The 15,716-nt window shown below is 54.3% G+C and carries 8 protein-coding genes; 2 read left to right on the top strand and 6 right to left on the bottom strand.

Going from position 1 to position 15,716, the window contains the following annotated elements; genetic code table 11:
- Positions 1-95 precede the first annotated feature (95 nt).
- Together EJQ19_RS01590 and EJQ19_RS01585 are read left to right on the top strand one after the other, a co-directional pair.
- A complete protein-coding gene (locus EJQ19_RS01590) occupies positions 96-6,803 on the top strand; it encodes a DUF7507 domain-containing protein (RefSeq protein ID WP_478354289.1) in 6,708 nt (2,235 codons plus the stop codon).
- On the top strand, positions 6,800-8,518 hold the full coding sequence (locus tag EJQ19_RS01585; protein ID WP_126139460.1) for a DUF11 domain-containing protein: 1,719 nt from the start codon (positions 6,800-6,802) through the stop codon (positions 8,516-8,518). The genes EJQ19_RS01590 and EJQ19_RS01585 overlap by 4 nt, the downstream gene beginning before the upstream one ends.
- Before the next feature lie 51 nt (positions 8,519-8,569).
- On the opposite strand, the gene EJQ19_RS01580 is transcribed toward EJQ19_RS01585, so the two are convergent.
- The 6 genes from EJQ19_RS01580 to EJQ19_RS01555 all read right to left on the bottom strand — a co-directional run bounded on the left by EJQ19_RS01580 (position 8,570) and on the right by EJQ19_RS01555 (position 15,652).
- Positions 8,570-10,345 (bottom strand): glycoside hydrolase family 2 protein, encoded by a 1,776-nt coding sequence (locus EJQ19_RS01580; RefSeq protein WP_126139459.1) that lies wholly within the window; start codon positions 10,343-10,345, stop codon positions 8,570-8,572.
- A 191-nt stretch (positions 10,346-10,536) separates the two neighbouring features.
- Positions 10,537-10,809 (bottom strand): hypothetical protein, encoded by a 273-nt coding sequence (locus EJQ19_RS01575; RefSeq protein ID WP_126139458.1) that lies wholly within the window; start codon positions 10,807-10,809, stop codon positions 10,537-10,539.
- A gap of 112 nt (positions 10,810-10,921) precedes the next feature.
- Positions 10,922-12,415, bottom strand: coding sequence for a glycerol kinase GlpK (gene glpK, locus EJQ19_RS01570; RefSeq protein ID WP_206438348.1), 1,494 nt, complete (start codon positions 12,413-12,415; stop codon positions 10,922-10,924).
- A complete protein-coding gene (locus EJQ19_RS01565) occupies positions 12,415-13,362 on the bottom strand; it encodes a transketolase family protein (protein WP_126139456.1) in 948 nt (315 codons plus the stop codon). The genes glpK and EJQ19_RS01565 overlap by 1 nt, the downstream gene beginning before the upstream one ends.
- A 2-nt stretch (positions 13,363-13,364) precedes the next feature.
- A complete protein-coding gene (locus EJQ19_RS01560; protein WP_126139455.1) occupies positions 13,365-14,204 on the bottom strand; it encodes a transketolase in 840 nt (279 codons plus the stop codon).
- Between the two features lie 14 nt (positions 14,205-14,218).
- Positions 14,219-15,652 carry an L-fucose/L-arabinose isomerase family protein gene (locus EJQ19_RS01555; RefSeq protein WP_126139454.1) on the bottom strand — a complete coding sequence of 478 codons (1,434 nt, stop codon included), beginning with the start codon at positions 15,650-15,652 and terminating at the stop codon, positions 14,219-14,221.
- Between the last annotated feature and the right edge of the window lie 64 nt (positions 15,653-15,716).

Genomic DNA, 15,716 nt, shown 5'->3' with positions numbered 1-15,716 from the left:
ATAGTTTAGAACCATCGGTCTATTTTCCTCTCTACGGCCAACACTGATAATACTTTTTTGTGTGTTATCGGAATTCACTCTAGGGGGTGAGGGCCATCGCTCTCGTCGTCAGAGCTACGCTCAACGCAACTGGCGCGATTACGTTTACCGGCAACACCCTTGGCTTAAGCCGTTCTACCACAGAGGGGGTACCGGGAACCCAAGACAGCATCGGCGCCTTTACCACGACAAATACCGCATTAAAATTTGGAAGCTACCCCTCCGGGACAACTAATCTGTATACCTCGAACAGTTCGTCTGCGATCCTGACACTGCCGGCCGGAAGCACCGTCCTATATGCTGAACTGATCTGGGGCGGCACGTATGTGAATGGCTCGGTCAATTTAACGTCGGCCATCAACAATCCCGTTTCATTCACGACGCCGGCCGGCACGTTTAGCATCACGTCCGAGATTTCCACACGCAACGAGTTCGACCTGGGCAGCGGCGCCTTGGGCTATGTACGTACAGCCAACGTCACATCGCTTGTCCAGCAAGGGATGGCCGGCACTTACACGACGGGCAGCGTTGTCGGAACCATCGTGATTAACGGCGATCCGACCGCGAACCACGCTGGTTGGACGCTCGCCGTCATTTATCAGAACACGAGTCTGCCATTTCGCAATATGTCCTTGCGTGTCGGCGCCGTACTGGTACAATCGACTTCCCCTCCCGTGAACACGACAATTACAGGGTTTGCAACACCGGTCACCGGCGCCTTGGGCGGCAGAGCGCTGTTCAGCGCCCAGGAAGGCGACGCCAACCGTACGGGCGATCAGGCGTTGTTCGGATCGACCACGTCGTCGCTCGTCGCTTTGTCCGGGCCGAATAACTTTGCGAACAACTTCTTTGCTTCGCAAATTAATAACGATGCTGGTCAGCTCAATACGACAGGCACCTTCGGCACGTCCAACCCGACCAACGGTGCTCCAGGAACAAATATCATCGGCGGCCGGCAAGGCTGGGACATCACCAATGTCGATGTATCCGCCCGACTCGCCAACAACCAATCGTCCGCCATTCTACAGTTGACTACTTCCGGAGACGGCTATGTCGTTAACGCCAACGCCCTCCAGATCAATATCAATGCGCCCCTCATCACCGTCGCCAAGAGCGCCAACGTCACCGGCACAGTCCTCGGCGATACGCTTACGTACACGGTGACCGTCAGCAACAGCGGCAGCGCCAGCGCGGCCAGCGTTGTGCTGTCGGATGCGCTGCCAGCCGGCTCCACCTTCGTCGCAGGCAGCGTCACCGTTGCCGGTGCCGCGAAGCCGACCTACGACATCACATCGGGGGCGCCACTTGGATCGCTCGCGTTTGGCTCATCGATCACCGTCACGTACAAAGCGACGGTAACCAGTATTCCAAGCCCGTCGCAGATTGCCAATACCGCGAACGCCGCTTTTACCTTTCAAAGCGTCGCGGGCGGTTCGATCATATCCGGCGTCATTCCGTCCAACACCGTCACCACGCCAATCTACGCGCCGAATATCAGCATAGTCAAATCCGCCAATACGGCCAACGGTTCTGTCGGCAGCAATGTGACTTACACGCTGCAAGTAGCCAACACAGGCAACATCGCCGCCGTTGTTAATCTTACTGACAATATTCCGACCGGAACAGCCTTTGTTCCCGGCAGCGTAACCGTGAACGGTGTAACCGTGCCTGGCGCCAATCCCGCCAGCGGTGTCAATATCGGTACGGTATCTGCAGGCGGCACGGTTACGATGACATTCGATGTTACAATTCTCGTGCTGCCATCACCTTCCCAGATAACGAATAAAGCGAACAGTACATACACGTTCCAGCCGCCCGACGGCCGCACCATATCCGGTTCGTCGGAATCCAATACGCTGACGATCCCCGTCCGATTGCCGAGCGTCGGAGCGGTGAAGAGCGTGAACGTCGTCGATGCCGTGGTCGGCGATACGTTTACGTACGCCACGGTCATCACGAATTCCGGCGTCGCCACGGTCACGAACGTCACCTTGACCGACACGGTGCCGACCGGCGCCACCTTTGTCGCAGGCAGCGTGGTGGTCGGCGGCGTCGCCAAACCAAGTGCCGTACCAAGCAGCATTCCCGTCGGCTCAATTACCGCCGGAAGCTCGGTACCGGTGACATTTCAGGTCGCCGTCACTTCCCTGCCTGCTCCGGCGCAGCTGGTGAACCAGGCCGGCGTCTCCTACAGCTCCGGCACGTTCAATGGCACAACGCTGACGAACAGCGTTACGACGCCGGTCTATCAAGCCGTTGTCGCCATCAGCAAAAGCGTCAACAGCACGAATGCGACGGTCGGCGATACGTTGACCTATACGCTGATCGTCAGCAATTCTGGCAATATCGCGGTGCAGCCAACTGTCGTCGATACGATCAATCCGTCGACGACGTTTGTTCCCGCAAGCGTGACGATCAACGGCATTGCGGCTCCTGCCGCCAATCCCTCGACTGGCATTGCCATTGGCACATTAGCCCAGCATGCAACTTCGACCATTACGTTTCAGGTGATTCTGCAAAGCTTGCCGTCTCCCCCTCGGCTGACGAACCAAGCGACGGTCAATTATACGTACCAGCCGCCGGATGGCCGCACCTTGTCTGGCAGCAAACTTTCCAATGTAACCGATGTTCCGGCTTCGGCGCCGAATTTGACGGTTGCCAAAGCGGTTTCGCTCCCTTACGCCGCCCTCGGCGATGTCTTGACCTACACGATCGATCTGACCAACACAAGCGTTGTTCCGCTGACGAATGTCGTGCTTCTGGATGCTGTTCCGCCAGGAGCCTTGTTTCAAGCGGGCAGTGTGACCGTCAACGACTTACCGAGACCTTCCGCCGATCCGAATGCCGGCTTTACCCTTGGAACCATTGGGGCAAGCGGGGTTATGCACGTTACATTCAAGGCGGCAGTCACCGGCGTGCCAACGCCTCCGAAGCTCGGCAACCAAGCCGCAATAAGCTTTACCGCTGGCGCCTTCTCAGGCTCCGCCGCTTCGAATACGGTTACTACCACCGTTGAGCAGCCCATACTGGCTCTCACCAAAACTGCGAACGACACATTGGCGGTACTGGGCGATCTCATTGCATACACAGTGACAGCAAGCAACACCGGCAGTGTGGCCGCAAACGCCGTACTGTTCGATAACATTCCGGCCGGCACTTCCTTTGTTGTGAACAGCGTTATTATCGACAACATGCCGGTCCCCGGCGTAGATCCTGTCAACGGCATCCCGCTGGGCTCCATTCCGGCTGGAGGCAGCCGATCCGTGATATTTGAAGTTTCCATGGATTCACTTCCGACGCCGCAGCAAATCGCGGATACTGCCACAAGCACGTTTACGTTTACGACAACGGATGGCCGAACGTTATCTGGCTCGGCAAGCTCCAACACCGTCGTCATTCCCGTCTCCGCGCCTAGCGTCAGCGTTATCGAAAGCAGCAGCGTTGGCACAGCTGTACAAGGCGATACCGTTACCTATACCGTCGTTGTTACGAATCAAGGTATCGAGAGCGTGGGCCATGTTGTGCTCACCAGCATGGCCGATTCCAGCACTTCATTTATCCCCGGAAGCGTGACCGTGAACGGCATTGCAGCGCCGAACACCAGTCCGTCCACCGGCATTCCACTCGGTACACTGGCGCCTGGTACGCCGGTGACCGTGACTTTTGAGGTGATCATCACAATGTCAACGCCACAAATCGTCAATCAGTCAGCCGTCAGCTTTACGTCCGGAAGCTTCTCAGGTTCTTCGAACTCCAACAATGTCGTGACGCCGGTGACCCAAGCAGTCATGACAGCCGTCAAATCCGCGAATACGACGAATGCAACAGAAGGCGATACCGTTGTCTACACGGTCGTGGTCTCCAATACCGGAACCCTGCAGGGCACTACCACCGTCACTGATACGATCCCCGCTGGGACGTCCTTCGTGATGAACAGCGTACTCGTGAACGGTGTCCCGCAGCCGGGTGCGGATCCGGTCACAGGCATTAACGCGGGGACGATCGCACCCGGCGCATCTGCCACTATCGCTTTCTCCGTCCTCATTGAGACGCTGCCAAGCCCGCAGACAATCAGCAACACCGCAACTGCCGCATATACGTTTGTGCCTCCAGACGGTCGAGTTATTACACGATCCGTGCAATCGAATACCGTCTCGTTCCCGGTGTCCTCCCCAAACGTTGCGGTAGTGAAAAGTACATCGTCTACCGCCTTAACCGTTGGCGATACCATCACGTATACGTCGCAAATTACGAATAACGGCATTGCAGCGATCAATAACGTCCTTTTCTCCGATCAGATTCCAGCCGGCGGTACGTTTGTGACCGGCAGCGTCGTCATTACAGGTGCGCCTACGCCGCCAACACCGCCAAATCCGGCGAGCGGAATCGCTCTCGGCACGATCGGCGTTGGCGCAACTGTCACTGTTCAATTCAGCGTACAAGTGACATCCGTACCAACTTCGGCCAATCTGGTAAACCAATCGTTGGTCAATTACACATCCGGCGCATTTGCCGGCACAGCTTTTTCGAACACGCTCTCGACGTCGATCTATCAGCCGGTACTTTCCATCGTCAAGAGCGGCAGCACCTCTACCGCAACCGTCGGGGACACCGTCGTCTACACGTTGAATGTTACGAATTCCGGCAATTATTCCACATCCGCTACCGTCACGGACACGATTCCGGCGGGCACAACCTTCCTTGCCAACAGTGTGTTTGTTGGCGGAATGCCGATTCCTGGCGCTGATCCGTCAACCGGTTTCTCTATCGGCACTGTTGGTCCCGGCGTAACCATTCCCGTCACGTTCTCAGTCGTCATCAACTCGCTGCCGAACCCGCAAGTGCTGGCGAATACAGGATCTGCCGCCTACACGTTTACGTTGCCGGACAACCGAACCTTCAACCGCACCGCTACATCCAATACCGTTACGATTTCCGTTTCTGCTCCGAACATCAGCGTCGTCAAGAGCACAACGGTCACCGACGCGGTGTTGAACGATATGATTCCGTATACGTTCACGATCACGAACAATGGCATCGAGGCCGTCAACAATGTCGTCTTTTCCGATCCGCTGCCTTCCGGTGAAGCCTTCATCCCTGGCAGTGTGGTTATTACCGGCGCACCGACGCCTCCAGTACCGCCGAACCCCGTGTCGGGCATCCCGCTCGGCTCCATTGCGGCAGGGGGAACCGTAACGGTCACCTTCAACGTGCGTGTCGTTTCGCTGCCGGATCCAGCTCAGCTCAACAATCAGGGCTCTGTCAGCTTCACTTCAGGCAGCTTCTCGGCTGTGACGTTCTCCAATATCGTCACTACGCCTGTTTACCAGCCGATCCTGGCTGCCATCAAAAGCGCGAATACGACAAACGCCACGGTTGGCGACCTGATTATTTTCCAAATTAAGGTGAGCAATACCGGAAATTATGCGGCGAATGTGTCCATAGTGGATCATATTCCGAACGGCACTACGTTCCAACCAAACAGTGTAGTGGTCAACGGCGCTACTCAACCCGGCGCTGATCCTGCTGTCGGCATTCCGTACACATCCCAGCCGGGGGCCACAGATACGATTACGTTTGGCGTCATTGTCACCTCACTGCCAAGCCCACAGCTGCTGAGCAACTCGGCGACGGCCAATTTCACGTTCTCGCCGCCAGACGGCCGCACGATAACCGGCTCGGTGAATTCGAACACCATTACCATTCCGGTCTCTGCGCCGAATGTCTCAATTGTGAAATCAACGCTCGCTACAGACGCGGTAGTCGGGGACACCGTCACTTACTCAGCCGTCGTCACGAACAACGGCATAGCCAGCATCAATCAGGTGCAGTTCTTCGACCCGCTCCCGGCCTCAGCAAGTTTTGTGACAGGCAGCGTTACCATCGATGGCAATCCTTCATCTGGTGCCAACCCGACAACGGGCATCTCCCTGGGCTCCATCGCCCCAGGAGCTTCGGTCACGGTTACCTTCAGCGTAAAAGTGACTGCGCTGCCGGCTTCCCAGCAGCTCGTGAACCAATCGTCCGTCAACTTGACATCCGGTGCACTGGCGGCGTCCGCGTTCTCCAACACGGTTAAAATTCCGGTCTATCAGCCGATTATTTCCTTACTGAAATCGGCCAACACGACGAATGCAACCATCGGTGACACGATCGTGTATATGCTGACCTTGCAAAACACAGGCAATCTGCCTGCTGACGCTACCCTGTATGATTCCATTCCAACCGGCGCCGTTTTTGTACCGAACAGCGTGTTTGTCGATGGAGTTCCGCAGCCAGGCGCCGATCCAACCACGGGGATTTCAGCCGGCACCATTCCGCCTAATAGTTCGGTCGATATTCATGTCACCTTGCAAGTCACGGTTGATTCGTTGCCTTCACCACAGCAGCTGACCAACCAGGCAACGGCAAATTACACCTTTTCGCCGCCGGATGGCCGTCAGCTCTCTGGCTCTGTCATGTCCAATATTCTGGTCATTCCAGTCTCTGCACCGAACGTTACCGTCGTCAAAAGCACCGATGCCATCGACGCCGTAGCCGGAGATACAATTACGTATACAGTGGTGGTCACGAACAACGGCATTGAAACGGTCAACAATGTTGTGATGACCGACCCGATTCCGACCGGCACCGTCTTTATCGGCGGCAGCGTCACCGTCAACGGAGCCTCCCAGATTGGGCTGAATCCTAGCACAGGCATTCCGCTAGGCTCTATCCCGGCCGGCGATTCCGTCACCGTAACCTTCGAGGTGACGGTCGTATGACGACCGAATCACAACCGCCAAATCACCTGATTAACCAATCCGTCGTTCGTTTCAGCTCAGGCAGTATGACCGGCCATGCCTATTCCAATACGGTCGATACACCGGTTGTCGGTCCGATCATCACGATTTTGAAAAAAGCCAATATGCCCGAGGCCAGCCTCGGGCAAGTGATTACTTATCGCTTACTTGTAGCGAATAAGGGGAACCTTGACGCGCAGGTGACCCTGCTCGACCCTATGCCCGATGGGACTTCCTTTGTCCCAAACAGCGTCATTGTCGCAGGCGTCCCGCTTCCGCTCGCCAACCCGGCGCAAGGGATTCCGCTCGGTACTGTTCATGTGGGCCAGACGTTTACCGTCATTTATCAGATTGTCGTGCTGAAGCTTCCGCGTGCGAATATGATTAGAAACCAAGCCTTTGCCCCGTATACGTTCCGTACGCCAAGCGGTCGCGAAGTTTCCGGCCAGTCTCGGTCAAATACGGTTTTGATTCCTTTTAAGAGGGTAAAGATCAAGTTCTGCAAGCAGGCCAACCCTCTGGATACGTATGTCGGTGATACGGTGACGTTCCGCTTCACGATTGTGAATGAAGAGGAAAATGCGATCTCGCATCTCCTTTTTCAGGATGCATTGACGCCTGGCATGACATTCCTACCGGGCAGCGTCATTCTGGACGACATCCGTTATCCGTCGGCCAACCCCATGGAAGGCATCTGGCTGGGGACGCTGCTTGATCACACTTCGTTCAACTTGCAATTCCAAGCGGCAGTCTCTCTCTTTCCGCCCGGCGGTTTCCTCGAGAATGCAGGGGTTCTTTCGTATGAAGAAGGGGATTATCGAAACCAGACAACCTCTAACACTGTCATGCTTCGTGTTTTTGACCCGAATCTTCGTGTCGTTGAATCCGTCCAGGAAGCTGCAGCTACGCTCGGCGATGTACTAACATATACCGTTACATTAACAAATACCGGAAATATTGCCGCTGAAGTGTCATTGACCGAATTTCTCCCGGAAGGCACCTCGTATGTCGCTAGCAGCCTGACCGTCAATGGGCAACCGTACGACAAGCCGCAGCTGCCGAATTCGCTGCCGCTCGGCACACTGACGCCGGGGACATCCGTCGTCGTCACGTTTCAGGTTTCGGTGAACACGATCGCCATTTCCGCCTCGCAAAAAGAGCTCGTTAGTCACGCTGTCGCACTCTTTAACTACCGGCTTCCGGATGGGCGCGGCATAGCCAACCGCCTCGTCTCCAATGACGTGCACGTCGCGCTGCTGCAGCCGATTGTCGACGTACAGATGCGCGTGCATCCGCTTGCAGCGGAGCCTGGCGAAGTCCTGGCGTACATGATCGCCGTGACGAACACCGGCAGCTTGGCAGCAGAAGCTCTGCAGATGTGGAACTGGATTTCCACCCTGAATACACTTGTACCAGGCTCGCTGCACATTCGGCACGACAGCCTCCCTGAGAAGCTGAACATACACGCAGCCGAAGGGAGGAGTATCGTTCCTGCGCAGCCGCTTGTCATCGGCGATCTCGGTCCGCAAACGAGCATCGAGATCACGTACGAGTTAGAAATCCCCCTCGATCCGCACGCCTCCCGCATTGCAACCCAAGCGGAAGCGCAGTATTCGTATCAAGTCAATGAACTCGTGCATGCCGGAAGCGTGCTGTCGAATCCGGTCATTGTCCGCATTGAGCATGCGGATGAATAACACAAAGCCAGAGCGCCGCGATCTGAACGATTGCGACGCTCTGGCTTTTCATTATTTTCCTTCGTTGATAGCTTTGATGATCTCGACCGGAATTTTCGGCTTGCGGTCGTACGTCAGCAGCCCATTGATCTCCTGCTCCACGTCTGTCAACTGCGTGTAGCAATACCCTTGTACGACGCCTGAGCGAAGCAGCGGCTGAATGACGGCGCGCAGTCTGCTTTCGTAATCCTCGTCGTTGTCGGCGCCGGAGTAGCCCCAGCCTTCCCACTCACTCTTCTTGTAGGCGATGCCGCCGAACTCGGTAACCAGGATTGGCTGTCCAGCGTACGGGAAGCCCTCTACCGCCAGCACGCGTCTGGACGGTTTGGCCGATACTGCTTTCTCCGTTGAGCTGTATCGCTCCTTCAGCACCTCTTCGCGCCACTCATAGTCATGGATGGAGAACAGGTCCGTATGCACCATTTCCCAGCCGTCATTGGAAACGACAGGACGCATCGGGTCCAGCGATTTGGTCAAGTGATACATCGTGAGCGCATGCTGCTGTTGCAAACGGTCAACTTGGATGTTCGGCACACCCCAGCTTTCATTCAGCGGTACCCATGCGATAATCGATGGATGGTTGTAGTCCCGTTCCATGGAAGCGATCCATTCCTGCGTAAAGCGACTCACATACTGATCCGAATACTCATACGCATTCGCCGCTTCACTCCAGACAACGAGCCCCATCCGGTCACACCAGTATAGGAATCTTGGATCTTCCAGCTTCTGATGCTTCCGCACGCCGTTGAAGCCCATCGCTTTCGTCAGCTCGATATCCTGTTTCAGCGCCTCATCGCTCGGCGGCGTCAAGTTGCCGTCCGGGAAATAGCCTTGATCCAAGACAAGCTTCAAGAAATAAGGACGGTTATTCAAGCACAATTGGCCTTTCTCGATCGACACTTTGCGCATGCCGAAGTAGCTGGTCACGCGATCCGCCTCTTGTCCGTTGACAAACAGCGTGAACGTCACGTCATACAGATTCGGTTTGTTCGGCGTCCACCAGCCGCCAAGTCCGTGATCGTTAAAATCGTCAATACGGATTTTGCGTGTCTCCGAGGAGCCCTTAATGCTGTACATATCTTCGGTAACTGGTTTTCCTTTAAACGAAACCTCCACTTTTAATTGCAGTTTCGCTCCGCTCTGGGCACCATCGACATAGAAAACCATTTCAATCTGCTTCGCATCGATATCCGGCGTCATTTTCACCTTGGCGAGATGTGCCTCCGGTGACACGGCTTCCAGCCATACCGTTTGCCAAATGCCCGTCGTCCGCGTGTAGAAAATCGACGCCGAATCCTCAAGCCAATATTGCTTCCCTCTTGGCAGCGTCACATCGCGGCTGTAGTCCACAGCTTTGACGACCAAGCGGTTCGCGCCTGCTTGAAGCGCTTCCGTAATATCCGCATGAAACGGCGTGTGTCCGCCTATGTGCGTCGCGACGAGCGTTCCGTTCACCCACACGGAAGCTTCATAATCGACCGCTCCGAAGTGAAGAAGAATGCGCTTCCCCTCAAAGCCTTGCGGCAGCGTAAAATCGCGCCGATACCACACAATATCGTGAAATTCATTTGTGCCGATGCCGCTGAGTTTGCTTTGGAAAGCGAAAGGGACTTGAATTTTTTGCGTAAAATTCGTCTCCCCCGTATGCCAGCCAGATTGGGTCCCCACGTTCGCATCGTCAAAATCGAATTGCCATTCGCCATTCAAATTCACCCAGCTGTCGCGTACAAATTGCGGTCTTGGATGTTCGGCTCTCGGTAGTGCAGTTGTCGTTGTCATTACTCCCATGTACCTCCAATTAGTTAATCATAAAATTAATTAAATAATGATTAAGATGATGTTTTTATTATGCATCTCCGGGTAAAAAGTGTCAATACGCCTCAATCAATTAACTTTAAAGTTAACTATAAGTAAATGCGAAAGCCGCCATACCCCGGCATCTGCCAAGGCACAGCGGCTCGTTTGCGCCACTTCAAGCTTTAATCCATATAACCGGCTAGGCCGTTCTTCATGAGAAATGACATTTCCGTCTCCAGAATCGTATCGACGGCAAGCTCGCTCAGTTTCACATCGGGACGGCCCACGATATAATCGATGACATCATCGATGTCGATTTCCCGGCTCCCTTTTTGCTCCGCTTTGTCCATAAACGTTTTCTCATGCTTCAGCACCAATTGAATTTGCTTCGGGTCCAGCTTCGTCTGGTTGATAATAAACTGCAATAGCTCCTGCTCGTTAAGGGAGGCCGGCATCTCATTCACTCCTACATCGGTTCTTACCGCCTATTGTAGCACAAATCGGCTCCGATGCAGCTATCGATTCAACTCAACGGCCATCTTGTTTGCTGTTTGCAAGAATCCAAAGCTACCGATTTACAATAGATGCCACCGCACTTTTCCAACCTGCATAATACGCATCTCGAATCTGCTTCTGCATCTTGGGAGCATATTTGATACCGATTCGATGCTTCTGTGTGATTTCCTCTAGCGAATGCCAAAAACCGATGCCAACTCCCCCCATATAGACGGATCCCAATGCTGAAAGCTCCGATATTTCAGATTTAATTACGGTCGTGTCGAGCATATCTGCCTGAAACTGCATCAAAGTTTCGTTGTCGGAAGCTCCCCCGTCCGCCCTAAGCTGATCCAGCTGAATACCTGTGCTTTGCTCCATGAGCGTTACTGCGTCTCGCACTTGGTAAGCAATGCTTTCCAGCGCAGCGCGAATAATATGCGCCTTGTTCGTGCTGCGATTCATTCCCGTGATAGCGGCTCTGGCATAAGGATTCCAGTATGGAGCTCCGAGACCGACGAAAGCGGGAACGAGATAGACGCCTTCGTTGTCAGTAATGCCAGCCAAGAGCTCCTCCATCTCTGTAAATGTGCGGAAGAGCCCAAGGTTATCCCGCAGCCATTTCAAACTGTCTCCCGATGTGCGAATCACCGCTTCGACGGCATAAGTAATCTTGCCGCCCTTCCCCCAAGCAATAGCGCTGACTAAGCCGTCCCTCGACGGCACGGGATTCGGGCCAACATTCATCAGCACCGACGTTCCTGTGCCATAGGTTGCCTTACCCATACCAATCCGGAAGCATTGATTGCCATACAAGGCGGCTTGCGAATCCCCGATCACGCCGGTAATAGGCACACGAATGTCGCCAAACAGCTCGGGATCTTCCGTATAGCCGAACTCCTCGTCGGAGGAACGGACTTCCGGCAAAAGCTCTGCCGGAACCCCAAACAGTCTGCAAAGCTGCTCATCCCACTTCAGTTGATGGATATCAAATAACGAGGTTCGGCTTGCATTGGTATAATCGGTTGCATGCACGCTGCCGCGTGTCAATTTCCATATGAGCCAGCTATCCATCGTTCCGGCCAGCAGCTCGCCACGCGCCAGCTTTTCCGATGCCCCTGCTGCATGCTCGATCATCCAGGTCCACTTGGCAGCGGAGAAATAAGGATCAAGCATCAAGCCTGTTTTGCGAAGAACGGCCTCTTCATAGCCGGATGCTTTGAGGGCAGCAACCTTGTCAGCGGTTCGCTGACACTGCCAGACAATAGCCGGATACACAGGGAGACCGGTCGTCCGATCCCATAGGACCGCCGTCTCCCGCTGGTTCGTAATCGTTAAGGCAGCAAGTGACTCCGGCCCAATCTCGATCGACTTCATTGCTTGAAGCGCAGTCTCTTTGACATTGTTGTAAATCTCTATCGGATCATGCTCCACCCATCCAGGACGCGGGTACAGCTGTGTGTGCTCCTTCGAACGTCTCGCCACGATCGTCCCGGCTTTGTCGGTAATGAGCACTTTCGTGCCGGATGTGCTTTGATCAACGACCAGCATGTACGCTTTATCCATCACTTCTGCTCCTGTTGGCCCAACATCTCAAGCGCGACACGCTTGAGATTGTCGCTGCTGATGCCGTAGTGACGGAATACTTCTGCCGTCTTACCGGCGATCGCAGGTTCATCCGCAATGCCGATAATTCGCATCGGAACCGGGGAGTGCTGTACGACGACTTCGGCTACGGCTGCACCGAGTCCACCGAGAACGCTATGTTCTTCAACCGTGATGAGATAGCCTGTTTCCCTCGCTGCCTTCACAATCGCTTCTTCATCAAGAGGCTTGATCGTATGCATATTCAGGATTCTGCAAGATACACCTGCTTCTTGAAGCGCTTCATGTGCATCCAGAGCAACGCGTACCGTCTCCCCCGCTGCAATGATCGTCACATCCGTTCCTTCCCGCATCGTTACGGCTTTACCGATCTGGAAATCGTAATCATCCGATACGTAGGCATCCTCGACGGGATTACGCCCAATCCGAACATAAACGCCTCCTTCGTACGCCACGAGCGCTTCGGTCATCTTCTTCGTTTCGTGGCGATCGGCGGGCATCATGACGGCGAGCCCCGGGATAGCACGGGCTACAGCCAAATCCTGCACCGAATGATGCGACATGCCCAGCGCTCCATAGCTCACCCCGCCACTGATGCCGACCAGCTTAACATTCGTCCCGGAGTAAGCGACATCCACCTTAATCTGCTCGATGCTGCGCATACTAAGAAAGCAGGCAGGTGATGTGACGAAGGGTTTCTTCCCGCTATGGGCCAAACCTGCAGAGATACCGACGATGTTCTGCTCCGCGATGCCGACTTCGACAAATTGGTCGGGGTATGCCTTGGCAAAAGGCGCCATCGCAGCCGATCCCCGTGAATCGCTGGCCAGCACCATAATATCCTTGTCATGCTGCGCCATCTCCAGCAGCGTTTCACAAATCACTTGGCGATTCGGAATGGTGTTCATCTTCATACCCCTTCCCTTCGGTACGATTCTAAAGTTGCGGCGAGCTCGCCCAGAGCTAGCGAAAGTTCATGCTCATTCGGTACATGATGGTGCCAGTGAGGGACATTTTCGGCAAAGGAAACCCCCTTACCCTTCACCGTATTCGCCATGATCAGCGTAGGTTTGCCCGCTGCGGACGGAATCGCTTCAAGCGTGTCGATCAACGCCTGCATATCGTTCCCGTCGATCGAAACAACGTTCCATCCGAATGCTTCCCACTTAGTCTCGAGCGGCTCGAGTCCCATTACTTCTTCGGTCGAACCGCTGATTTGCAGGCGATTGCGATCGATAATGCCGACCAAGTTGTCTAGATTGTAATGAGCCCCAGCCATCGCAGCCTCCCAGACCGATCCCTCCGCCTGCTCGCCGTCGCCCATGAGACAGAATGCTCGATATCCGGCGCCATCCCGTTTAGCGGCAAGCGCCATGCCTACGGCAACCGCAAGTCCGTGACCGAGAGCTCCTGTATTCATTTCGATGCCAGGGACTTTATTGTTCGGATGTCCGATCAGTTTCGTGCCAAATTGACTGAAGGTTGCTAGCTCCTCCTTTGGAAAGAATCCCCTATCGGCGAGGACAGACCAAAGAGATTCTACCGAATGCCCTTTACTGAGGATGAAACGATCGCGATCCTTGGCCTTAGGGTTGGCGGGATCAATCTTCATGATCCGATAATAGAGCGCCGTCACGATATCCGCATTGCTGAGAGATCCACCCGTATGACCTGTTTTTGCCCGAAAAATCATATTGAGTACATCCATCCGAATTTGTGCAGCTTTCGCTTGCAGATCTCTGATTTCCATAATTCCTCCTAGGGTTACAGGCCCTTGCCTCTGAGCCAAGCCTGAATTTCGCTTTCTGTCGGATCAACAGGATCTGGGGTTAGACCCGGTATATAGGTGCATGCTTCATAGAGAGATGGAATCACATTCGCATGAATGCCTACGGAATGATGGACATAAGGGCCCTTGACCAGCTTTTCTTCCCACAGCGGCCAGTCGTTCACTTCCACCCAAACATAAGAGCCGCGCGTGTACGGACCTGGAATTCCTTTGGCCTTCCCTAGAAACAACTGGTATTCACCATGATCGCCATCGAATCGTGCCAGTGTCATCGAGCCTCCCTTAATTTCACCTTCGTGGGTGCCTGGCGCATGGTCATCGAACAGAAAGTGTTTCCGCAGCTTCGGCTTCCCTTCCACCGACAGCGATACGGGGAAATTGCCGCAATGGAACAACAGCTCACCATTCGCATTGGTAGGGTGACGTACCGTGAGATCCGCAAAAAATGTAGGTGCTTGATTCATTGATGCAGCTTGAACCATGACGGAAGTGATGGCCCCATGAATATCGGTTTCACACGTCACCGGAATTTGTTCATCCGTCAAAATCGCATTGGCGAGACAAGGCATGATCCCCATGGCATCCTGCAGGGACGACCAGCATTGGATGGCGATCGCCGTGCTTCCCGTTTGCAGCGCATACTGCTTCATCGCCACTTTCAGCGAGGCGATCCGCCGCACATCCGCTTCCGTCACTTCCGTCCAGTCCAATTTGTCCTTAATGTAATCAATAGCTTCCGCCAGCTCGGACGAACTGCCATTCTCGATGCGTTTGGACGCGCGCTGAATGTCCACGAGTGTAATCGGATGCAGCTCGATGCCAAAACGCTCCAGCAGCTCGCCTTCGTTGCACATCATCGTCCAGAAGGAGGACGGTCTAGGGCCAATCTGCAAGATGCGAAGCGAACGGAACTGACGAACGACATTGGAAGCAGCAATAAAATTCGTGAAGCCGCGTTCAAAAACCGGATCATTCACCCGACTATTGGTGACATAGGAGAAGGGAACATTAAACCGGCGAAGCACCTTGCCCGTTGCGAACAATCCGCATTGGGTATCGCGCAGCCGCATGCCATCCTCTAGCGGTGCCTCGTCGCGCGGTCCCCATAACAGCACAGGCTTACCGAGCGCTTTGCCGACGCGCGCCACGGTATCTTCCGTTCCGAAATTGCAGTGCGGGAAGAAAACGGCATCTACCTGTTCCTTTTTAAACCGATCAATGATGAGATCCGCGTTAATGTTGTCGTCGTATAAGAGGCCCTCCGAATTAATCCCCTCCAGGTCCACAATATCAATACCCAGACCAAAGCTTTCGATCTTTTCCTTAATCATGACTTTGTACTTAAAAGCATCTTCTGCACTAAAAACAAAACGACGTGTTGGCGCGTAACCTAGCTTTAATTTTTTCAAAAGAGAGCCCCCTCTGTTGTTTAGATAAAAAAATGTAAATTATCCATAACCACTTCATCAAAAA

The organism is Paenibacillus whitsoniae (assembly GCF_003955665.1).
GTDB classification, from domain to species: Bacteria; Bacillota; Bacilli; order Paenibacillales; family NBRC-103111; genus Paenibacillus_E; species Paenibacillus_E whitsoniae.
Note: the sequence above shows the minus strand (reverse complement) of the source record. Positions and strands in the feature narration are given on the sequence as shown.

Coding starts and splice junctions, on each gene's coding strand:
- EJQ19_RS01560 (WP_126139455.1), bottom strand. CDS start 14,204: ATGGAAATCAGAGATCTGCAAGCGAAAGCTGCACAAATTCGGATGGAT.
- EJQ19_RS01580 (WP_126139459.1), bottom strand. CDS start 10,345: ATGGGAGTAATGACAACGACAACTGCACTACCGAGAGCCGAACATCCA.
- glpK (WP_206438348.1), bottom strand. CDS start 12,415: ATGGATAAAGCGTACATGCTGGTCGTTGATCAAAGCACATCCGGCACG.
- EJQ19_RS01585 (WP_126139460.1), top strand. CDS start 6,800: ATGACGACCGAATCACAACCGCCAAATCACCTGATTAACCAATCCGTC.
- EJQ19_RS01575 (WP_126139458.1), bottom strand. CDS start 10,809: ATGCCGGCCTCCCTTAACGAGCAGGAGCTATTGCAGTTTATTATCAAC.
- EJQ19_RS01565 (WP_126139456.1), bottom strand. CDS start 13,362: ATGAACACCATTCCGAATCGCCAAGTGATTTGTGAAACGCTGCTGGAG.